The 19348-nt window shown below is 59.3% G+C and carries 20 protein-coding genes and 2 pseudogenes; 11 read left to right on the top strand and 11 right to left on the bottom strand.

Annotation, left to right across the window (positions count from 1 at the left end; translation table 11 throughout):
* Positions 1 to 6: 6 nt before the first annotated feature.
* The gene (locus DW123_RS01700) at positions 7 to 1218 is read left to right on the top strand and encodes a MalY/PatB family protein (RefSeq protein WP_117734580.1); all 1212 of its coding nucleotides are present in this window, start codon (positions 7 to 9) and stop codon (positions 1216 to 1218) included.
* A 105-nt stretch (positions 1219 to 1323) separates the two neighbouring features.
* On the opposite strand, the gene DW123_RS01695 is transcribed toward DW123_RS01700, so the two are convergent.
* Complete coding sequence (locus DW123_RS01695; RefSeq protein WP_117734579.1) at positions 1324 to 1803, bottom strand: pyridoxamine 5'-phosphate oxidase family protein; 480 nt, start codon at positions 1801 to 1803, stop codon at positions 1324 to 1326.
* A 254-nt stretch (positions 1804 to 2057) separates the two neighbouring features.
* Between DW123_RS01695 and DW123_RS01690 the strand changes: the two genes are divergently transcribed.
* The 3 genes from DW123_RS01690 (at position 2058) to DW123_RS01680 (ending at position 4483) form a co-directional block, all read left to right on the top strand.
* Positions 2058 to 2483 carry a potassium channel family protein gene (locus DW123_RS01690; RefSeq protein WP_158550201.1) on the top strand — a complete coding sequence of 142 codons (426 nt, stop codon included), beginning with the start codon at positions 2058 to 2060 and terminating at the stop codon, positions 2481 to 2483.
* Positions 2484 to 2519: 36 nt separating this feature from the next.
* Positions 2520 to 3053: a TIGR00730 family Rossman fold protein gene (locus DW123_RS01685; RefSeq protein ID WP_117734577.1), complete on the top strand. Its 534-nt coding sequence runs from the start codon at positions 2520 to 2522 to the stop codon at positions 3051 to 3053.
* Positions 3054 to 3178: 125 nt separating this feature from the next.
* Positions 3179 to 4483 carry a chloride channel protein gene (locus DW123_RS01680; protein ID WP_118273035.1) on the top strand — a complete coding sequence of 435 codons (1305 nt, stop codon included), beginning with the start codon at positions 3179 to 3181 and terminating at the stop codon, positions 4481 to 4483.
* Between the two features lie 94 nt (positions 4484 to 4577).
* On the opposite strand, the pseudogene DW123_RS09835 reads toward DW123_RS01680, so the two are convergent.
* From DW123_RS09835 to DW123_RS01660, 5 genes and pseudogenes are all read right to left on the bottom strand, one after another.
* Positions 4578 to 4982, bottom strand: a pseudogene (locus DW123_RS09835) (EamA family transporter); the annotation flags it as partial.
* A 57-nt stretch (positions 4983 to 5039) separates the two neighbouring features.
* Positions 5040 to 5453, bottom strand: a pseudogene (locus tag DW123_RS09830) (EamA family transporter); the annotation flags it as partial.
* A 259-nt stretch (positions 5454 to 5712) separates the two neighbouring features.
* On the bottom strand, positions 5713 to 6411 hold the full coding sequence (locus tag DW123_RS01670) for an ABC-2 transporter permease (RefSeq protein ID WP_117734574.1): 699 nt from the start codon (positions 6409 to 6411) through the stop codon (positions 5713 to 5715).
* The gene (locus tag DW123_RS01665) at positions 6408 to 7289 is read right to left on the bottom strand and encodes an ABC transporter ATP-binding protein (RefSeq protein ID WP_117734573.1); all 882 of its coding nucleotides are present in this window, start codon (positions 7287 to 7289) and stop codon (positions 6408 to 6410) included. Before DW123_RS01665 ends, DW123_RS01670 begins: the two co-directional genes overlap by 4 nt.
* 23 nt (positions 7290 to 7312) lie before the next feature.
* A complete protein-coding gene (locus DW123_RS01660) occupies positions 7313 to 7693 on the bottom strand; it encodes a GntR family transcriptional regulator (protein ID WP_117743314.1) in 381 nt (126 codons plus the stop codon).
* Between the two features lie 569 nt (positions 7694 to 8262).
* On the opposite strand from DW123_RS01660, the gene DW123_RS01655 reads away from it, so the two are divergent.
* The 3 genes from DW123_RS01655 to DW123_RS01645 all read left to right on the top strand — a co-directional run bounded on the left by DW123_RS01655 (position 8263) and on the right by DW123_RS01645 (position 11445).
* Complete coding sequence (locus DW123_RS01655; protein ID WP_117734571.1) at positions 8263 to 9876, top strand: peptide chain release factor 3; 1614 nt, start codon at positions 8263 to 8265, stop codon at positions 9874 to 9876.
* A gap of 156 nt (positions 9877 to 10032) precedes the next feature.
* Positions 10033 to 10755 carry a VUT family protein gene (locus DW123_RS01650; protein WP_233502109.1) on the top strand — a complete coding sequence of 241 codons (723 nt, stop codon included), beginning with the start codon at positions 10033 to 10035 and terminating at the stop codon, positions 10753 to 10755.
* A 9-nt stretch (positions 10756 to 10764) separates the two neighbouring features.
* Positions 10765 to 11445: an SDR family NAD(P)-dependent oxidoreductase gene (locus DW123_RS01645; protein WP_117734570.1), complete on the top strand. Its 681-nt coding sequence runs from the start codon at positions 10765 to 10767 to the stop codon at positions 11443 to 11445.
* A 50-nt stretch (positions 11446 to 11495) separates the two neighbouring features.
* Here DW123_RS01645 and DW123_RS01640 read toward each other — a convergent pair whose 3' ends face one another.
* Both DW123_RS01640 and DW123_RS01635 read right to left on the bottom strand, forming a co-directional pair.
* Positions 11496 to 12221 (bottom strand): uracil-DNA glycosylase, encoded by a 726-nt coding sequence (locus DW123_RS01640; RefSeq protein ID WP_117734569.1) that lies wholly within the window; start codon positions 12219 to 12221, stop codon positions 11496 to 11498.
* A gap of 88 nt (positions 12222 to 12309) precedes the next feature.
* Positions 12310 to 13212 (bottom strand): DMT family transporter, encoded by a 903-nt coding sequence (locus tag DW123_RS01635; protein WP_117734568.1) that lies wholly within the window; start codon positions 13210 to 13212, stop codon positions 12310 to 12312.
* 158 nt (positions 13213 to 13370) lie between these two features.
* Between DW123_RS01635 and DW123_RS01630 the strand changes: the two genes are divergently transcribed.
* Positions 13371 to 14237 (top strand): LysR family transcriptional regulator, encoded by an 867-nt coding sequence (locus tag DW123_RS01630; protein ID WP_117734567.1) that lies wholly within the window; start codon positions 13371 to 13373, stop codon positions 14235 to 14237.
* Positions 14238 to 14264: 27 nt separating this feature from the next.
* On the opposite strand, the gene DW123_RS01625 is transcribed toward DW123_RS01630, so the two are convergent.
* Positions 14265 to 15647, bottom strand: coding sequence for an MATE family efflux transporter (locus DW123_RS01625; protein ID WP_117763680.1), 1383 nt, complete (start codon positions 15645 to 15647; stop codon positions 14265 to 14267).
* A 193-nt stretch (positions 15648 to 15840) separates the two neighbouring features.
* Between DW123_RS01625 and DW123_RS01620 the strand changes: the two genes are divergently transcribed.
* Positions 15841 to 16656, top strand: coding sequence for a putative RNA methyltransferase (locus tag DW123_RS01620; protein ID WP_117734565.1), 816 nt, complete (start codon positions 15841 to 15843; stop codon positions 16654 to 16656).
* A 125-nt stretch (positions 16657 to 16781) separates the two neighbouring features.
* Here the strand turns inward: DW123_RS01620 and DW123_RS01615 are convergent, their stop codons facing one another.
* Positions 16782 to 17183, bottom strand: a complete 402-nt coding sequence (locus DW123_RS01615) for a hypothetical protein (protein WP_117734564.1) — start codon at positions 17181 to 17183, stop codon at positions 16782 to 16784.
* Positions 17184 to 17618: 435 nt separating this feature from the next.
* On the opposite strand from DW123_RS01615, the gene DW123_RS01610 reads away from it, so the two are divergent.
* The gene (locus DW123_RS01610; RefSeq protein ID WP_117734563.1) at positions 17619 to 18323 is read left to right on the top strand and encodes a class I SAM-dependent methyltransferase; all 705 of its coding nucleotides are present in this window, start codon (positions 17619 to 17621) and stop codon (positions 18321 to 18323) included.
* A 48-nt stretch (positions 18324 to 18371) separates the two neighbouring features.
* Here the strand turns inward: DW123_RS01610 and DW123_RS01605 are convergent, their stop codons facing one another.
* Complete coding sequence (locus DW123_RS01605; protein WP_055310006.1) at positions 18372 to 18668, bottom strand: hypothetical protein; 297 nt, start codon at positions 18666 to 18668, stop codon at positions 18372 to 18374.
* Between the two features lie 76 nt (positions 18669 to 18744).
* Between DW123_RS01605 and DW123_RS01600 the strand changes: the two genes are divergently transcribed.
* Positions 18745 to 19233, top strand: coding sequence for an N-acetyltransferase (locus DW123_RS01600; RefSeq protein WP_117734562.1), 489 nt, complete (start codon positions 18745 to 18747; stop codon positions 19231 to 19233).
* Positions 19234 to 19348: the final 115 nt, after the last annotated feature.

The following is a 19348-nucleotide window of genomic DNA, read 5'->3' as shown; positions in this document are numbered from 1 at the left end:
TCCAGCATGAAATACGACTTCACTTCAATCATCGACCGCCACGGCATGGACTCCATCGCCGCTGACTCTTGGGGCGAGATCCCCGGCATGGCTCCGAACGCGCCTGACGAGGGCTTCGACCGCATTCCCATGTGGGTGGCCGACATGAACTTTGCCACGGTGCCTACGGTCCAGGAGCACATCATTCAGCGCGCTCAGCATCCCATGTTTGGCTACTTTAACCCGCGCTCCGAGTATTTCGACCGCATCATCGAATGGCAGAGCCGCCGCAATGGCGTCGAGGGTCTGCGCCCTGAACATATCGGCTACGAAAACGGCGTGCTGGGCGGTGTCGTGTCGACGCTGCGTGCGTATGTTCAGCCAGGCGATGCGGTGCTGGTCCACAGCCCTACCTACATCGGCTTTACCAAGTCTATCGAAGCCGCGGGCTATCGCATTGTCCACAGCCCGCTTAAGCTCGACGACCAGGGTGTGTGGCGCATGGACTTTGAGGACATGGAGCGCAAGCTCGTCCAAAACCATATCCATGCCGCGGTGTTCTGCTCGCCGCATAACCCCTGCGGCCGCGTATGGGAGCGCGATGAGATTGAGCGCGCCATGGACATCTATCGCCGGCTCGATTGCGTGGTGATCTCGGACGAGATCTGGTCCGACATCATCATGCCCGGCCACAAGCATATCCCGACGCAGTCGGTGAGCGAGGATGCCCGCATGCGCACGGTCGCCCTCTATGCGCCGAGCAAGACGTTTAACCTGGCGGGCCTGGTCGGCAGCTACCACATCATCTATAACGAGACGCTGCGCGATCGCGTGTGCGCCGTGTCCAATATGACCCACTATAACGAGATGAATGTCCTTTCGATGCATGCGCTTATCGGCGCCTACCAGCCGCAGGGCTACGAGTGGGTCGATGAACTCAACGAGGTCATCGAGGGCAACATTGACTACTTCTGCGATTACGTGGACGAGCATTTTGAGGGCGTGTCCTATTCGCGCCCGCAGGGCACCTATATGGTGTTCCTAGACTGCACGGAGTGGTGCCGCGAGCATGGCCGCGATATTCAGTGGCTGCTCGATGAGGGCGCGCGTGTGGGCGTGGGCTATCAGGACGGCCGTCCGTTCCACGGATCTTGCCACATTCGCGTGAATCTAGCACTGCCGCTTTCGCGTGTAAGGGAGGCGTGCGACCGCTTGGACCGCTACGTTTTTGGGGTATAGGGGGCAAGCGATTCGGCCGCCGCGGTCTGCGCCCACGCCGTTAGCGTGCGTGGGCGCATAGGGCACAGAGGGCACAGAGGGCTGCGAGCACGTTTTCCGCGTTTGCTATTTTTCCTGAATCTGCTTGCCGCAAAGGTGCTCAACCGTAATTTCATACAGCTGGACGCCCCCTATGCTTTGTTTGATCTCCTCTTCGGCCTCCTCGGCGGAAGGGTAGTATTTGAGGGCGAGCTGGCGGATTGTATCTTCGACAAATGCCGGGTCATCGTTCACGAGGCGACAGCGGCCAAAAACCACGGTGCTCTGAACATAGGGTGCCCAGTCGTCATCCTTATACCAATCGTTGCCATAGACGGTAAAGCAGACTTTGTCGTTTCGTTTGAGTGCGTCGACCTTGTGTCCTGCCTTGGCACCATGAAAATAAATTTTGTCGTGCTCGGTGTCAAAGAAGTAATTGACGGGAATGGCATAGGGATAGCCATCGTCGCCGTTGACGGCAAAAACGCCGCGCTTGCAATCGGCGAGCAGCTCTCGCGCCTGTTTATCGGTGATGGCGCGCTTTTTTCTGCGAAGAGGCCTAAACATTGTGGACTCCCTTTCTTTTTGCGTGCTGCGGGCACGGCGGTGGGCGGTATGTCTATATCAAGATACTCGTTCGGGCCGTGAGACCTGTGGGGATGTCCTATTTGTCGCAGATTGAAACGTATGCCGTTTTGCCACGGGGACGGTCCTTCATAACCCGCCGTTTAGAAGCGTCCCCGACGACTGGTTCCGTTTGCGGGGAAGGCGTGGGACAATACCGAGCGAATGTGATTGGGCGTCTGGGAAAAGGGGTCGCGATGAACAAGTTGAGGACGCTTGCCGACGTGTTGCGACAGGCTGGCTTTGCACGCATCACGGGCCTGTTTCTTATCTTTTACCTGCTGTGCTCGACGGCTGTCTGGCTGTCCGAGCCCACGACCCTCACGTTTGGCGATGGTCTCTGGTTTAGCTTTGAGACGGTCTCGACCATCGGCTTTGGCGATATCCCGGCCGAAACGCCGGTCGCCCGCGCTATTACCGTCGTCCTGAGCGTCATCAGCATCTTCTACATCGCCATGCTCACGGGTGTGGCGGTGAACTACTGCAATACGCTCATTAAACTGCGCCAAAAGGACACCATGGCGCGCTTTATGGATGATCTTGAGCATTTGGAAGAGCTCGATCGTGACGAGCTCGCTGACCTGTCGCGCCGCGTACGCGAATATCGCCGACGCCAACGCTAGAACGGGCGCCGTGCGTCACGACGAGGGGGACTGAATATGAATATCACCGTGTATCTGGGCGCCAGCGTCGGCAATGACCCGGCGTTTCTGCCTGCGGTGCAAGAGCTGGGCAACTGGATTGGCTCCAACGGGCACGCGCTGGTATACGGCGGGTCTAAATCGGGCCTGATGGGCGCGCTTGCCGATAGCGTGCTCGATGCTGGCGGGCATGTGACGGGCGTTGAGCCGAGCTTTTTTATCGAGGCAGAGTTTCAACACGAAGGTATTGACGACCTTATCGTGACGAGCGATATGGCTGAGCGCAAAGCCAAGATGATTGAGCTTGGCGATGCCTTCATTGCCTTTCCCGGCGGGACGGGCACGCTCGAGGAGATTGCCGAGGTCATGTCTGCGGTATCGTTGGGACACCTGAGTGCTCCGTGCATCCTGTATAACCTGGACGGTTACTACAACGACCTCAAGGCGCTGCTCGGGCATATGATCGATAAGGGCTTATCGAGTCCGCAGCGCCAGCAAGGCATCTACTTTGCCGACGATTTGCGCGAGATTGCCTCGATTATTGGGAGTTGAGGTTCGCATCCGTAGTGCCCTGGCACTCAATGGTGTCGTTTGGGGCGCAGATGGTTGGCTCGTCTGGACAATGCTCGCCCTACAATAAGGCGTATCTATGTTGACTTTGACCACGGGAGGACCCGATGGGTAACCTGGCAAAACCCAAAAACCGTGCGCTGTTTTTAGCTAGCGTTGCTGTGACTGGCGCTTTCGCAGGCGCTGCGGTCTGGCTGTTCTTTTTTGCGATGGAGCACGGTATCGACTATCTATGGACCGAGATTCCGCAAATGCTGGGCGTCGCTTCGCCCGAGCTCGCGAGCGGTCCGTTCGGTTTTTTACCGTACCCGTTTTTCGTCTGCCTGCTGGGCGGCCTGCTGATCGGTCTGTACGAAAAGATGACGGGCACCAAGACCGATGACCTCAACCAGGTGATGGCCAAGGTAAGGCGCGACTGCCGCTACCCGTACGACAACCTCGGCAAGCTATCTCTTGCGGCATTGCTGCCGTTGCTGTTTGGCGGAAGCATTGGACCGGAGGCTGGCCTGACCGGTGTCATTGCAGGTCTGTGCAGCTGGGTCGGCGACCGCATGCGTTGCTTTGGCGCCGAGTTTAGGCAACTCACGCTGCTGGGTACCCAGGCTGCCCTGACGGCGCTCTTTACCGCGCCTGTCTTTGGCTTTGTGGCGCCGCTCGCCGGCAGCGCCGACGGCCAGGGCGCCGACGACGATGAGGACTCAGCGTCCGACGAGATCACCATCAAGCTGCCCAAGGCGCAAAAGACCGTGGTCTACGGCATCGCGATTGCCGGCGGCTTGGGCACCTATCTGTTGCTCGGCCAGCTTATGGGCGGCGGTATGGGTATGCCGAGGTTCGAGGCTGCTCGGGTGGGCAACCTCGAGCTTGCCTGGCTTATTCCCCTGGCGCTCATCGGCACTGTCTGTGGCTGGCTGTACTTTGTTTCGGAGCACGCGAGCGAGGCACTGGCCCACGCCATGGGGGAGCACCCTGTCATCAAGGCCATGCTGGCCGGTTTGGCGCTCGCCATTTGCGGCACGGTCCTGCCCTACACCATGTTTGCCGGCGAGACGCAGGCCGATGTGCTCATGGAGACCTATATGACCATTCCCGCTGGCGTACTCATTGCAACCGGTCTTGTCAAGGCCATGCTGACGCCCGCCCTTATCAACATGGGCTGGCGCGGCGGCCACTTCTTCCCGGTTATCTTCTCGGGCGTAAGCCTGGGCTACGGCCTTGCTGTCTTCACCGGCGCCGATCCGGTCTTTTGCGTCGCCGTCTGCACGGCATCGATGATGGGTGCGGTCATGCGTCAGCCGGTCATGGTCGTGGGCCTGCTGCTCATGTGCTTCCCGCTCAAGGGTATCGTCTGCATGATCATCGCCGCCGTTATCGCCGCCGGCATTCCGCTGCCCAAGCCGCTGCGCAAGTAGCACGATAGCGCGCAGTCAGTACAAACATCTCAAGTCCGGTGCGGGCGCTGTGTCACGGATTTGCGGGTGGACTGGATTTCGTTCGGTATCGGCGCTACTTCCAAATTGCAAGCGCGGCGGTGCCCAGTACGATGAGGGCGAGACCGATGGCGCTGCGTCGTGAGAGTTTTTCGTTGAATGCCAGACGCGCAAATAGTACCGATACGACAATCGATAGTTTGTCGATCTGCACCGCGACGCTCACCTGGCCTGCAGCGATGGCGTAGTAATAGAGCAGCCACGATGCTCCGGTTGCGATGCCCGATGTTACGAGAAATGTGAGTTCGCGCCGGTCAACGTGCGCGACCTGCTCCAGTTTTCCCTTGGCTGCCACGATTGCCCATGCCATAACCAGTACCACGCAGGTGCGGATTGCCGTGGCCAGGTTTGACTCGACGCCTTCGATGCCGATCTTGGCGAGGATGGAGGTGAGTGCCGCGAACACGGCGGCGCCGAGGGCGTAAGCGAGCCAGGTCCGGTCTTGCTGCTGCTCGGGTCCGGCGGACTGCTTCTTCTCGATCATTAAAAACGTGCCGAGGGTGATGACAGCGGTTCCCACGAGCTTAACCGCAAGGTTGCTCGTCTCACCAAAAAGCGCGATGGCGACCAGCGCGGCGAGCACGGTGCTCATCTTGTCGACCGGTACGACCTTATTGACGTCTCCGATGCTCAACGCCTTAAAGTAACAGATCCACGAAGCACCTGTAGCGAGTCCCGAGAGGACGAGAAAGAGCCAGGATCTGGGTTCGATACTGCCAATGGTCCCAATGGATCTAGAAATGCCCGCCATTGCCCAGGCGAAAACGAGCACCACGCAGGTGCGAATGGCCGTCGCGATATCGGAGTCGGTCTGCTTGATACCGCATTTGGCCAAGATGGATGTGATGCCGGCAAAGAATGCTGACGCAAATGCTGCGACGACCCACGACACGGGTGTGATGCCTCCTTGGATAATGGGTTTATCCTGCGAGTTTTATGGACATAAGGATACCGCCCCACCATGAAGGTTTGATATGGCCGCGGCGAGACGGGGCCATGTTCCGGGGAGCCATTTGGTTAGGGCTCGAATTGAAGGTGAATGTTTTTCCGAGAAGTGAACGGCATGCCGTGAAGGGTGGTAACGACGTTGTTACTGCTTCGTCTTATCTAGTAAATGAGGTGGGGTGCCGCCCAAGTCCTTTAGCTGTCGATTACAGGTCGCGTACTCGATAAACCTTGGTGCTGACGGTGCAGCTGATTGCGCATAGCGCGAGGGCCAGGACGGCAATTCCTGCGCACAGGCAGCCGAGGACGGCGGAATCGGGATTTGCCCCGGCAATCGACATGAGCCAGTTGCTGATGGGGTTGGAGGAGCTCAGCGTGGCCATAGCAAGGCAACCGAGCAAGGCAAACAGACCAACGGACAGGCGCAGCGCCTCCATGTGTCCAAAACGAAAGAACAGCGGCTGCGCCAAAAACACCATCATGAGGGAGATGAGCATCGAGGCTGCCGAGGCAATTGCGATCTCAAATACGACCTGTCCCGTCGGGAAAATGCCTGCATTATTGAAGAGTGGGATGGTGACGATGTTCAACAGCGCGGCCGCACATGCCATGATGGCCGAGAAAGCAACGATACACAGGTAACGTGCGCAGACGATGTCTTTGCGCGAGAAGGGCAGCGTTGCCCGATAGCGCTCCCATCCGTTTTGATTGTCGAAGCCGGCTAGCGAGTTCATGATCATGATGGGCGACATGGCGCTGACTGCGCAGGCGCCAGCACTCATGCCGGAATCACCATCCGATGCGTTGGCGAGGGTCATCACGATGAATATAAATAAGCCGACACCCGCGATGCTCGGGATAAGCGTGCGAACGATGGCGAGCTCGGACATAAAGGCGCGTTTCATTTCGAAGCCCCTTTCAGCATGAGGCGAAGGTAGTCATCAATGGTTGCCCGATCGCAGGGAATCTCGGGGAAAGCCTCGAGCGTATCACGGCGGTTGGGCACGAGCACGTCCACGCTATAGGCGTGGCGGGCAGCACGGGCGCCTTCGACGCAAGCCATGAGCTCTGCGGCCTGTGCTTGCGTGCAGTGGGCGATTCCGGCGCGGTCGGTAATGTCCTCGCGTGGCAGGTCAAATGCAATCGAACCGTTATCGATGCAGATGACGCGATCGGCGGCGCTATCGAGGTCGGACGTAATGTGGCTCGAGAGCAGTACGCTGCGCTGGCCGTCGGAAACAAAGGCGAGCAGCTCATCGAGCAGCTCCTCGCGCGCCATGGGATCGAGGCCCGCGGTGGCTTCGTCCAAAACGAGCAGCCTGGCATTGTGGCTGAGCGCACAGGCGAGCTGCAGCTTCATACCCATGCCGCGGGAGAGGTCTTTGACCTTGGCTTTGGGATCAAGGCCAAATCGTTCGATAAATCTGGCGAATGTTTCGCGACTCCATGTGGGGTGCGCCGGGCCTACGAGCGTCTCGATCTGGCCCACCTTGAGCGTGGAAGGGAAAGGACACGTGTCCAGGACAAGACCGATGCGGGAGCGCAGATGGCGCTGTGTCTCGCCGGGCGCGTCGGTGCCGCAGTGCTGCCCAAACAGGTGCACCTCGCCGGCATCGAGCTTTATGAGTCCGAGCGCGGCGCGAATCGTCGTTGTCTTACCGGCGCCGTTTGCGCCCACAAAGCCAACAATCTGGCCGGGCTCCACGGTGAGTGTGACATCGCGTAGGGAAAAGCGGTCGCTTACGCGGCGTGAGACGCCTTTGAGTTCTAGCAAGTTTTGCATGGTATAGCCTTTCTTGCAGATGGCTACTGCATGGTTTCGGGGGCTACAAGGTCGAGCATCTCGTGCAATTTGTCGCGCGTGACGCCCAGGGTTTCGGCCTGCGTAGCGGCCTGCGCAAGCAACTCTTCGATATGGCAAAGCTGGTTTTCGCGCAAGAGTTCCTGGTTGCCCTCGGCGACAAAGCAGCCCTTGCCCTGCACGGTACAGATAAAGCCAAGTTGTTCCAGGTCGGCATAGGCGCGCTTGGTGGTGATGACACTCACACCGAGGTCGCTCGCGAGCGCGCGGATGCTGGGGAGTTTGGCTCCTGCAGCGAGTGCGCCCGAAAGGATCTGAGCTTTGACCTGCGAGGAGATCTGCTCATAGATGGGCTTGTCGCTCGAATTGGATAGGATGATGTCCACAGCGGCTCCTTAGCTGTTGGGCTACACGTGTATATAACCGGTAAGCACAGTATATATACACTATGCACAGTTATGCAAGAGGAAATGTGGAATAGCCTGCCAGTGTCGCGCTTACTTCAAAACAATCTCAATCTGTAACACCTAGGTCCGTTTTGGGTCGCTTGCTGTTACAGATTGAGATGTTATTTGCCCGCCTGTCTATTTGTCTCAATCTGTAACAGTAAGAGTCGATTTGGGCGGCTAGATGTTACAGATTGAGACATTGGTTGCCTTCCTGCCGGTTTATCTCAATCTGTAACAGGTGGAGGCTCAAAACCCGTCTTTCTGTTACAGATTGAGACGAGATTGAGACGGTGTCGATCTTCCCAGCCGTTTATCTCAATCTGTAACACCAGGAACGCTAAAACCCGTCTATCTGTTACAGATCGAGACAGTCCTTGAGGCGGCTGCCCGGTGCACAGCGAGCTTGGCTGATGAATTTGTCCTGATAGGTGCTCTGTGGCGGGATTTCGCGGCTACAATAGTACGGTTTCAACGACGTAATGCACTCAATGCAAGAAAGGATCCGCATGGCAAGCCTGTCGGATGAAATCTCGTCGCGCCGCACATTCGCGATCATCAGCCACCCGGACGCCGGTAAGACCACGCTTACCGAGAAGCTGCTGCTCTATACCGGCAGCATCCAGACCGCCGGCTCGGTCAAGGGCAAGAGTTCGGCCAAGCATGCCGTCTCGGACTGGATGGACATCGAGAAGGAGCGCGGTATTTCCGTTACCTCCTCGGTACTGCAGTTCACCTACAACGGCGCCTGCGTCAACATCCTCGATACTCCCGGCCACCAGGACTTCTCGGAGGATACCTACCGTACCCTTATGGCCGCCGACGCCGCGGTCATGGTCATCGACGGCGCCAAGGGCGTCGAGGCCCAGACCAAAAAGCTCTTTAAGGTCTGCACGCTGCGCCACATTCCCATCTTTACCTTTGTGAACAAGCTCGACCACGAGGCCCGCGATCCGTTTGAGCTCATGGAAGAGATCGAGAACGTCCTGGGCATCAATACGTACCCCATGAACTGGCCAATCGGCAGCGGCCGTAACTTCCGCGGCGTGTTCGACCGTCAGACCCGTCGCGTCATCGCCTTTGAGGGCGACGGTCACGCCAACGCCACCAAGAAGGTCGCCGAGGTCGAGGCCGAGCTGGGCGACCCCGCCATGGATGAGCTTATTGGCGAGGAGAACCACAAGAACCTGATGGACGACATCGAGCTGCTCGATGGCGCCGGCGACGAGCTCGACCTGGATGCCGTGGCCTGCGGCAAGCTGAGCCCGGCGTTCTTTGGCTCGGCGCTCACCAACTTTGGCGTGGAGCCCTTCCTCAAGGAGTTCTTGCGCCTGGCCCCGACGCCGCGCGCCTATACCGATACGCTCACCAGCGAGCCGGTCGATCCGTGCCGCGACGACTTTAGCGGCTTTGTGTTTAAGATCCAGGCCAACATGGACAAGAACCACCGCGACCGTATCGCCTTTGTGCGCATTTGCTCGGGCAAGTTCGAGCGCGGCATGGATGCCTTCCACGTGCAGGGCAACCGTAAGCTCAAGCTTGCCACGGGCACGTCGATGATGGCCGATGACCGCGCCATCGTGGACGAGGCGTACGCGGGCGATATCGTAGGCCTGTTCGATCCGGGTATCTTTAGCATCGGCGACACCGTGTGCTCTGGCAAGCGCCACGTACAGTATCCGCAGATCCCGACGTTTGCCCCCGAGATGTTCGCCCGCATCACGCAGGTCGACACGCTCAAGCGCAAGCAATTCGTGAAGGGCATGGAGGAGCTTGCCCAGGAGGGCGCCATCCAGATCTTCCGCGAGCTGGGTGCCGGCATGGAGAGCGTCATCGTGGGCGTGGTCGGCGTACTGCAGTTTGAGGTGCTCGAGCGCCGCCTTAAGGCCGAGTACCGTGTTGAAGTCCGTCGTCAGCCGCTGCCCTATACGGACATCCGCTGGATCCAGAACGACCCCGACACCATCGACATCCCGGGCCTTTCGCTCACGCGTGACACCTTGCGCGTCGAGGACATGCGCGGCGGCAAACTGCTGCTGTTTACGAGCCCGTGGAATGTTGACTGGGCGACCGACCACAACCCCGACCTTGTCCTGTCGGAGTTTGGCAACGTAACGTTTTAGTGCGCCGGCGCGGTGGTCCTGTGGGGCTGCCGCGCCGCTTGCTTGCCTGCCGCCGTGTGAGCGGCTATCATACCCACCGTCGCCTCAAGACCGTGGCGGCCGAGCAGTTCGGGTCCGATATCCTGCTCGTTAAACCTAAAACCAAAGGAGTACATAATGATCAAGAAGGTCATGGAGGACTACAAGGTCCTGTTGCGGAGCATTCCCGCGGCAACGGTTTCGCTGTTTATCGTGAGCGTTATCATGATGAACCTGCTGGCCAACAAGGAGCTTATCAGCCTGCCGTATCTGGCACTCGATTGCGGCTTTGTGGTGAGCTGGGTTTCGTTTTTGTGCCAGGACATGATTTGCAAGCGCTTTGGCGCCAAGGCATCCATCAAAATTTCTATCCTCGCGTTGGCGGTCAACCTGGCCGTGAGCCTGTGCTTTTGGGCATGCTCGCTCACGCCCGGCATGTGGGGCGCCTACTACGACACGGGTATGATCGAGGTCAACACTGCCCTTAACGCCACCATCGGTGGCACCTGGTATGTGGTGCTGGGCTCTTCGCTGGCAATGCTCGTCTCTGCCGTGGTTAACTCCACACTCAACCAGTCGCTCGGCCGCATGCTCAAAAAGAATAACTTTGCGAGCTTTGCCTTCCGCTCCTATGTGTCTACGGGTGTCGGCCAGTTTATCGACAACCTAGTCTTTGCCATTGTGGTGAGCCACACGTTCTTTGGTTGGACCTGGGTGCAGGTTCTTATGTGCTCGCTGACCGGCGCTGTTGCCGAGCTGCTGTGCGAGGTCTTCCTGAGCCCCGTGGGCTACAAGGTCGTGCGCAGCTGGGAGCGCGAGAATGTGGGCGCCGAGTACCTCAAGCGCCATGCAACCGCCTAAGGAGCAAGCATGCGGGTTTTGATCACGGGTGCTTCGGGTGGTATCGGAGCCGCGTGCGTGCAGCGCTTTTTGGACGAGGGCCACGAGGTCGTGGGCTTTGATCTGCTGCCGGCGGCGATCGAACACGAGCGCTACCGCCATCTGATCGTTGATGTCCGCGAGCCTGACTCGTTTCCAGGCGACCTTGAGCCACAGGTAATCGTGAACGTTGCCGGTGTGCAGGATTCGGCCGACGATATTGCCGCCAACTTGCGTGGCACCATCAACGTGACCGAGCGCTATGCCTTTGTGGGGGAGGGGCTTGCCGCCAAGCCGACACCGGCTATCAAATCCGTGGTCAATGTGGGGTCGGCGAGCGGGCATACGGGATCGGAGTTTCCCGACTATGCCGCCAGCAAGGGCGGCGTTATCGCCTACACCAAGAACCTTGCAAACCGCCTGGCGCCGCAGGCCATCGCCAACAGTGTGGACCCGGGTGGCGTGATCACGCCGCTCAACCGTTGCGTGATGGAAGACGAACACCTGTGGAGCCAGATTATGGAACTCACGCCGCTTAAGCGCTGGGCCACCGCCCAAGAGATCTCCGAGTGGATCTACTTTGTGGGCGTGACCAACCGGTTTATGACCGGGCAGAGCCTGCTGATCGATGGCGGCGAGGCCGGCCGCACGCAATTTATTTGGCCCGAATAGGAAACGCGCCCGATGGAAAGCTGTCGGGCGCGTTTTCGATGTATCGATTTTTATCCGAGCCAAGTCCAGTTAACGGGGGTCGAGCCGTGCTGTTCGAGTAACCGATTGGCAGCGGAGAAGGGACGCGACCCCATAAAAGCGGGGAGTTCTGCCGTGGCACGGTTGGCCGAAAGCGGCGAGGGGTGCGTAGAGGCCAGGCAGAACTTGTCGGTTGCCTTGCCCGCGCCGGTCGTGGCGAGCTTGCCTTCGACCATCTGCTGGGCAAAGCGGCCCCATGCCAAAAAGACTACCGGCTGGGGCAGCTGGTAGCAGCGTTCGATAATGTAGTCGGTCAGGGTACTCCAGCCCAGCTTGGCGTGCGAGTTCGCGGCATGCTCGCGCACGGTGAGCGTGGTGTTGAGGAGCAGGACGCCCTGCTGTGCCCATGGGGTTAGGTCTCCCGTGGAGGGAATGGGACAACCCAGATCGGCATTGAGTTCCTTGTAGATGTTGCGCAGGCTCGGCGGCAACTTGGTTTGCGTCGCGGGGACCGAGAACGACAGCCCCATGGCCTGGTTGGGTCCGTGATAGGGGTCTTGACCCAAGATGACAACCTTGACCTGGTCGGCCGGCGTGTAGGCGAGGGCATTGAGGATGTCGTCTTGTGCCGGGTAGATGGTCTGCTCGGCACGCAAAAGGGCGATACGCTCGAGCAGCTGGTTCGTAGTGTCACGTACCGGCTGCGGCGCATTGCCCAACCAAGTTGCTATGTTGAGGTCGCGGGTTGCGGTGTCCATGGGGCTCCTTTATGGCAGATGCTCTGTTGGCATCTATTGTAAAGGCGCACCGGTTGCCTTTATGCCACGGCTGTATGAAGAGCGGGGTCTACGAGACGTGCTCGGGCGCTCCTGCCATGCGAGCCTGTCCATGCGCGCGAAGGCGCGGAAGTTCGACGGTTGCCACCATGACGCCGGTGAGGATGAGGGCGGCACCAAAGAAGGCGATGGGGCTCAGGACTTCGCCGACCAGGAAGAACGAAAAGACGGCAGAGCATACCGGCTCGAGCGAGAAGGCGAAACCGGTGGTCTCGGCAGGCACATGGGGCTGCACGAGCGTTTGGGTGATAAAGCCGTAAGCAGAGCAGATGAGTGCGAGCGCAATGACGACCACGATCTCGCTGGGCGTACTGGGAAGCGTGAAGCCGCCAAAGGTGAATGCGGCGATGCCCGAGAACAAGCCGCCAAAGCCCAGCTGCCAAACGCCCAGAGCCAGCGGGTCGACATCTTCGACAAAGCGCTTCGCCACAATGATGTGTCCGGCGTAGACAAAGGCGGAGAGCAGCATGATGAGCGCGCCCGGGTTCAGGCTAGTGAAGTCGGCGCCCGAGAGCAGCAACATACCGCAGGTGACGATGGCGGTGCCGACGAGCACTTTGCGCTCGGGGGCGCGGCGCAGCAGGGCGGCGTTGGCAAACGGCACGATTACGACCGTCAGGCTCTGCAAAAAGCCGGCAGTGGAGGCAGAGGTGAGGCTGGAGCCCAGGCACATGCAGGTGAGCTCGGTTGCCATAATGGCGCCGATGATGGCGGCACGGACCATAAGGTCGCGGTTGATGCGCAACGCGTGCTTGTGGAAGAGCAGCAGGCAGACCACAAAGGCGATGATGCAGCGTAGCGCGACGATGCTCGTGGCGTTCATGCTGTCCATGCCGATCTTCATGAGGGGATACGAAAAGCCCCATGCGACGGGAACGGAAAATGAGAGCGCGATTGCTTTTTTGCGATCCATGGGACTCCTTTTGTTACAGAACGGTTTCGCAAAAAGGATTCTGCTCCCAGATATGGATGTAGTAAAGCGAATGTATCTTCAGTATGATTAAGAAATACTAATGTTGGCAGAAAAAGCCCTGGCAAAACGTTTTACGGCTGCATTGATGTGGAGGTGCGATGGCATCGCGGTATCAGATTGTTTGTATGGTGGTCGATCGCGGCAGTCTTAAGGGCGCGGCGGACGAGCTGGGCTATACGCAAAGTGCGGTGAGCCAGGCCGTCAAGGCACTCGAGCGCGAGCTGGGTACCACGCTTATCGAGCGCGGTAAGCAGGGCGTTTCGCTTACGCGCGACGGTAAACAATATCTGCCGTATCTGCGCCAGATTGTGACTGCCGAGGCTGAGCTCGAGGGCAAGCGCCAGGAGTTGCTGGGGCTTTCGTCGACCGATATTCGCATCGCGACGTTTACCAACGTGAGTCGAACCGTGTTACCGCGTGTGATCCGCGACTTTGGGGCGCTGCACCCGGGCGTACGCTTTACCCTTAAGCAGGGCGACTACACGCGCAACGCCCAATGGGTGCACGATGGCGTGGTCGATTTTTGCTTTACGGCACGCGGGTTTACCGCTGGCCTCGAGAAGCGCGTGGTCTATCACGACGAGTTGGTGGCACTGTTGCCTGTCGCGCATCCGCTGGCGGCAAAGGAAAAGGTGACACTCGCCGACCTGGCTTCCGAGCCGTTTGTGCTTCTGGATGAGGGCGAACAGAGCCTGGTGCTCGATGCATTCGCGGCGCATGGCCTGTCGCCGCACGTGACGAGCGAGGTCACCGACGACTACACCATCATGGCGATGGTGGAGGAGGGCCTAGGCGTGAGCATGCTCTACCGTCGTACTGTGGAGGGCATGCGTGCCGATATTCGCGTACGTCCCATCGTGCACGCCCCCTCGCGCGACGTAGTGGCGGCCTGGCGCAGCTGGGACACCATGCCCATCGCCACGAGGCGCTTTATCGACTATATGAGCTCGCATATTGTCAATTAATGACTGGCGCGGCGTTGAGTGCGGTGTTTAGCGGGCTGTCGCTTTGGCTTGGGTGACACGATAGGTGCGTGCCGGGTGGCAGAGTAGCACCGCCACGACCATAAAGAACGCCGTGGTGCCCAGGCTGATGGGGTAGACCATCATGATGTTCGCAAAGGTGCGGAAGTGCGGGAACACGCAGAACACCCAATAGAAGCGGATGCCGCAGACGCAGATCATGGTGATGAGGGCGGGCGTGAGCGAGATACCAAAGCCGCGCAGGTAGCCGGACATGTTTTCGTAGAACATGCTAAAGGCGTACGCCGGGAAGATCGAACACACGCGGATATAGCCGATCGAGACGATGTTGGGATCGCTGTTGAACAGCGACAAGATCTCGCGCCCCAGGCCGACAATAACGATAATTGTGGTGAGCGCGACGATACCGCCTTCGACCAGGCAGACCTTGAGCGTTTTGGTGCAGCGGTCGATCTGGCGGGCACCGTGGTTTTGTCCCACAAAGGTGGTGCAAGCCTGGCTAAAGCTGTTGAGCAGGTTGTAGCATACGTACTCCAAGCTCATGGCGGCGCTCGATGCCGCCATGACCTCGGTGCCCAGGCTGTTGATGGCGGACTGGATGATGATGTTGGCGACGGCAAAGACGGCGCTTTGGATGCCGGCGGGCAGGCCGATCTTGACGATGCGCTTGAGGGCGACGGGGTCGATAGCCAAGTCACGCGGGGTGACGCGGACGACAGAGTCGGTCTTGAGCAGGCGGATAAAGAGCGTAGCGGCGCTGACGGTGTAGGCGATGGCGGTGGCGATGGCGACGCCCGCGACGCCCCAGTGAAGTACGGGGACAAAGATGAGGTCCAGGCCAATGTTGAGGACGGTGGACACGGCAAGCGCCTGCAGCGGCATGCGGGTGATGCCGACGGAGCGGAAGATCGCGGCCTCAAAGTTGTAGAGCAAGATCGAGGGCATGCTGAGCAAAAAGACGCGCAGGTAGAGCGAAGCGAGCGGCATGGTTTCGGCAGGAACGTTGAGCGCGGCGAGCATGGGCTCGGCAAAGATCTCGCCCAGCGCGATGACGACAAAGCCCACGAGCGCCATTAAAACCGAGGTATGGACGGCACGTTTGACCATGTTCTGATCGTTGCGGCCGATAGCGTTGGCGATGACCACATTTGAGCCAAGCGACATGCCGATAAACAGGTTGAGCATAAGACTGGTAATCGGAACATTGGAGCCGACCGCTGCCATGGCAAGGGTTCCCTGGTCGCCCGAGAAGTTGCCGATGATGACCGTGGCGATGAGGTTCGATAGCTGTTCCAAGATGCTCGTGGCGGCCACGGGGAAGGCGAACAGGGGAATATTGCGCCACAGCGAGCCGGTGGTCATGTCAATGTGCTTAGATGCGGTATCGGCCATACACTCTCAATCTCTAATATGCTATTTCGTGCTTATTTGCGCAGACGATGATACTCCTAATGCAACCAGTCGGTACTTAGATAGTCGTTGGGACGTTCTTAAACGACTGGTCATTCAATAACGTCCCCGATGACTAGGTGGGGAAGGCGTGCGACAATGGTGGGCGTTGTGTTGTTCGCGCTAAGGAGTTGCCATGTTGTTGTGTCCCGTTTGCCATGAGCCGTTGGTGGACGACGAGCGCGGTGCTACATGCGCGGGCGGACACCGGTTTGACCGTGCGCGCGAGGGCTATCTCTATCTGCTGCGCTCGTCCAAGAGCGGCGACTCCATGGGCGATCCCAAGTCGCAGGCGCGCAGTCGTCGCGACTTTCTTAACCGCGGTTACTACGCGCCGTTGCGCGATGCGATGGTCGAGCTGGTGCGCAAGCAGGTGTCTGGACGTGCAACGTCTGCGAATGGCCCCATGACGCTGCTCGATATTTGCTGCGGCGAGGGCTACTACACCAGTGCCATGGGTGCGGTGCCGGGCGTGGATGCTTACGGTTTCGACCTGGGCAAAGAGATGGTGCGCCTGGCCGCCAAGCGCGGCGATGCGACCTATTTTGTGGCCAACATGAAGGATATCCCCGTGGCAGATGGCGCCTTCGATATGGTGACCGAGCTCTTTGCTCCCTTTAACGAGCGCGAGTTTGCTCGCGTGCTGGTGCCCGAGGGCTCGCTCTACACCGTGGTGCCGGGTGCCCATCACCTGTTTGGGCTCAAGGAGGTGCTCTACGACAGGCCATACCTCAATGACGAGAAGCTGCCGAAGACTACCGAGCTCGAGTTGGTCGGAACGCGGCGCGTGACAGCTTCTATCACCCTTCAGACCCAGGCCGACATCGAGGCGGTGTTCCAGATGACGCCGTACTACTACCGCACGCGCCCCGCCGACAAAGCACGCCTGGCAAACCTCGATACCCTTCAGACCGACATCGACTTCATCATCGCCGAGTACCGCCACAGCTAACCTACAAAAAAGGGACAGGTTTATTTTGGCGGGTTTTATCTGGGCTAACGTAAAGGGCCGACCGCGTTGCTGCGCGATCGGCCCTTTTTAGTTGCTTGGCTGCAGAGGTTATGAGAAGCGAGCGCTTACAGACGGTCCTTGTTTTCGGCCTTCACGGCGTGCGCCTGCTGAATAAAGAACAGGTCGTAGACCACGATGACAAAGGCGCCGATATTGACGGCGCTGCCGCCGAGCGCGGGAAGGGTAAGCACAGCCTGGACGAGCGTAGCGACCGCGGCAACGATACCGAGCTTAAACGCGCCATCCACCTGCGAAGGCTTGTTGGCACCCTTGATGCCCGCAACACCTGCGGCAAGATCGACAACGCCCTTGATAATCACAACGACAGCAGCGAGTATGGCGTTCGATCCGTAGATGGATTCAAATTTGCCGGTCGCGATGCCGGCGATTCCGATGACGAGGCTGGCGATGCCCAAAACAAAATAGATGAGGGCAAGGATTTTGAGTGTCTTGCGCGCGGCGCTCATAGGTAGTCCTTTCGATTCGGGCGCTGCCAGTCTGGCGCGTCCCATAAGCTGCACATATCGTGAAGCACATTGTAGTTCAACGTGACGGCGTGTGTGCTAGAAAGCGCTTCTCGCCTGTGCAGAGCAATCTTTCAAAAAGGAAAGCTGGACGTAAGCCAAATCGATGGCAGCACATGTGCGGCGCTGCGATGATGAGGTCGTGACAAGGAGTTGGTCTAAGGAGGAGCCATGATGTACGGAACAGGGCAAGTGCGCGAGCCGCGGTCGTTGGGAAGGCGCATGAGTGATTCTGTGATCGCTGCCGTATGCACGGGATTGATGGCGGTGCTTTGCATTGGGATGCTGTGGGCCATGTCGCATGTGGGACAATAGCGGACGGTTGAGTGCCGACAGGGGCGGCGCTCACGTATTCATTTTGCTTGTAAAGGAGTGCCCATGGGCGTCGTCGATCCCTTTTCTGTTGCTCGGGCCGCGGGGCTTGAGCTGACCGGGAAGCCCGAGGGCCTCACGCTCACCGACGGCGCGATGGAGCTGCGTGCCGATTTTGCCCGCATGCTTCCACGGCTCAAGCAGGGCCGTCTGCAGCAAGAGCTGCTGGTGAAGGCTGCGCGCACAAAAGGCATCGAGCAGCCATGGGCGATTGACGCCACGGCAGGCTTTGGCGAGGATTCGCTGCTGCTGGCCGCCACGGGCTTTACCGTCGATCTGTATGAACAGGATTGCGTGATTGCGGCATTGCTCAAGGATGCCTTGGACCGCGCGGCGGATGATCCGGCGCTTGCGGCTGCCGTGGCACGCATGCGCTTGCATGCGGGCGAGGACAGCATTGCCGGCCTTCGCCATACGGCTGAGCTGGTCGAGCGCGGTGAGCTCGCGGCTCCCGATGTGGTGTATTTGGACCCCATGTTTCCCGAGCGCACCAAGAGCGCGGCGGTTAAAAAGAAGTTCCAGCTCTTGCACCATTTGGAGCAGCCGTGTGCCGATGAGGAGACGCTGGTCGAGGCTGCTCTTGCGTCGTGCCCGCGCAAGGTTGTTATCAAGCGGCCAGTGAAGGGGCCGCTGCTTGCCGGCGTTAAGCCGAGCTATCAGCTTGCGGGCAAGGCCGTTCGCTACGATGTTTTGGTGCCGCCGCGCCCGTAGCTTGCGTGCGATGGTTGGCGCTCCGTCAGTGCCGTGCCGATGCGGCGTCTATTTCCATGGATGCGACGTCAGATGCCAGCCGCCGCAGTACTCGCATTTGTAGCAGGCCAGCCCGCGGCGTCCGCGGTTTTCGCAGTCAGCCATAACTGCCTCGGCCTCGGCGCGCGTGTCGTAACGGTTTTTTCGCTCGCACGACTTGTAGCGCCAGGCCTCATCTCGCTCGGCGTCCAGGGCGTCGCGGCGCTCATCCTCGCGCGCAAACAGGTCGCTCATATCGCCGCCCGTAGCAGCGCCCAAAAACTCGCTTTTGGCCTTTGACCAGGCGGCTCGCTTTTTGCTCCCCATCTGCTTCGTGTCCTTTCCAAACGCTGGTATCATTGCTCAATCAAAGTGATACCAATAAACGTGAGGTCGCCGCGTGATGATCAGAAAAACCCTCGATACCGACATTCCTGCCGTCATGGCCATCTATGACGTCGCCCGCGCCTTTATGCGCGCGCATGGCAACGCCACGCAGTGGCCCGAGGGCACGCCTTCGGCCGAGCAGCTGACTGCCGATATCGCCGCCGGCGGCAGCTATGTGTGCGAAGTCGACGGTCGCGTGGTGGCGACGTTTGCCTTTTTGCCGGGCCCGGACGAGTGCTATGACGTCATCGAGGACGGTCAGTGGCGTAGCGACACTCCGTACGCCGTGCTGCACCGCGTGGCGTCCGACGGCACCGTGCACGGTATCGCGGCCGCGATGTTTGCCTTTGCCAAGGAGCGTGCCGACCATCTGCGTATCGATACGCACGCGGACAACCTGCCCATGCAGGGTGCGAGCATGAAGGCGGGGTTCGAGCGCGCCGGAGTCGTGTATGTGTCGGACGGCACGCCGCGTGTTGCGTTCGACTGGCTGCGCGAGGCATAAGAGCGAGGACGCGTATCAACAATCCATGTACATGAAAATGGCCCCGGGCGGGGCCATTTTCGTTCAAGACTTTAGTCTGCTGGCCGCGCAGCGGCCAGCTTTAAACCACCCGCTA

The sequence above is a fragment of the Collinsella sp. AM10-26 genome, from assembly GCF_003472525.1.
Lineage (GTDB): Bacteria > Actinomycetota > Coriobacteriia > Coriobacteriales > Coriobacteriaceae > Collinsella.
The sequence above is the reverse complement of the archived record's forward strand: the minus strand, read 5'-3'. Positions and strand labels throughout refer to the sequence as shown.

Excerpts from the sequence above, each read along its gene's own strand:
- DW123_RS01700 (WP_117734580.1), top strand. The coding sequence starts at position 7 with ATGAAATACGACTTCACTTCAATCATCGACCGCCACGGCATGGACTCC.
- DW123_RS01695 (WP_117734579.1), bottom strand. The coding sequence starts at position 1,803 with ATGTTTAGGCCTCTTCGCAGAAAAAAGCGCGCCATCACCGATAAACAG.
- DW123_RS01690 (WP_158550201.1), top strand. The coding sequence starts at position 2,058 with ATGAACAAGTTGAGGACGCTTGCCGACGTGTTGCGACAGGCTGGCTTT.
- DW123_RS01685 (WP_117734577.1), top strand. The coding sequence starts at position 2,520 with ATGAATATCACCGTGTATCTGGGCGCCAGCGTCGGCAATGACCCGGCG.
- DW123_RS01680 (WP_118273035.1), top strand. The coding sequence starts at position 3,179 with ATGGGTAACCTGGCAAAACCCAAAAACCGTGCGCTGTTTTTAGCTAGC.
- DW123_RS01670 (WP_117734574.1), bottom strand. The coding sequence starts at position 6,411 with ATGAAACGCGCCTTTATGTCCGAGCTCGCCATCGTTCGCACGCTTATC.
- DW123_RS01665 (WP_117734573.1), bottom strand. The coding sequence starts at position 7,289 with ATGCAAAACTTGCTAGAACTCAAAGGCGTCTCACGCCGCGTAAGCGAC.
- DW123_RS01655 (WP_117734571.1), top strand. The coding sequence starts at position 8,263 with ATGGCAAGCCTGTCGGATGAAATCTCGTCGCGCCGCACATTCGCGATC.
- DW123_RS01650 (WP_233502109.1), top strand. The coding sequence starts at position 10,033 with ATGATCAAGAAGGTCATGGAGGACTACAAGGTCCTGTTGCGGAGCATT.
- DW123_RS01645 (WP_117734570.1), top strand. The coding sequence starts at position 10,765 with ATGCGGGTTTTGATCACGGGTGCTTCGGGTGGTATCGGAGCCGCGTGC.
- DW123_RS01640 (WP_117734569.1), bottom strand. The coding sequence starts at position 12,221 with ATGGACACCGCAACCCGCGACCTCAACATAGCAACTTGGTTGGGCAAT.
- DW123_RS01635 (WP_117734568.1), bottom strand. The coding sequence starts at position 13,212 with ATGGATCGCAAAAAAGCAATCGCGCTCTCATTTTCCGTTCCCGTCGCA.
- DW123_RS01630 (WP_117734567.1), top strand. The coding sequence starts at position 13,371 with ATGGCATCGCGGTATCAGATTGTTTGTATGGTGGTCGATCGCGGCAGT.
- DW123_RS01625 (WP_117763680.1), bottom strand. The coding sequence starts at position 15,647 with ATGGCCGATACCGCATCTAAGCACATTGACATGACCACCGGCTCGCTG.
- DW123_RS01620 (WP_117734565.1), top strand. The coding sequence starts at position 15,841 with ATGTTGTTGTGTCCCGTTTGCCATGAGCCGTTGGTGGACGACGAGCGC.
- DW123_RS01615 (WP_117734564.1), bottom strand. The coding sequence starts at position 17,183 with ATGAGCGCCGCGCGCAAGACACTCAAAATCCTTGCCCTCATCTATTTT.
- DW123_RS01610 (WP_117734563.1), top strand. The coding sequence starts at position 17,619 with ATGGGCGTCGTCGATCCCTTTTCTGTTGCTCGGGCCGCGGGGCTTGAG.
- DW123_RS01605 (WP_055310006.1), bottom strand. The coding sequence starts at position 18,668 with ATGGGGAGCAAAAAGCGAGCCGCCTGGTCAAAGGCCAAAAGCGAGTTT.
- DW123_RS01600 (WP_117734562.1), top strand. The coding sequence starts at position 18,745 with ATGATCAGAAAAACCCTCGATACCGACATTCCTGCCGTCATGGCCATC.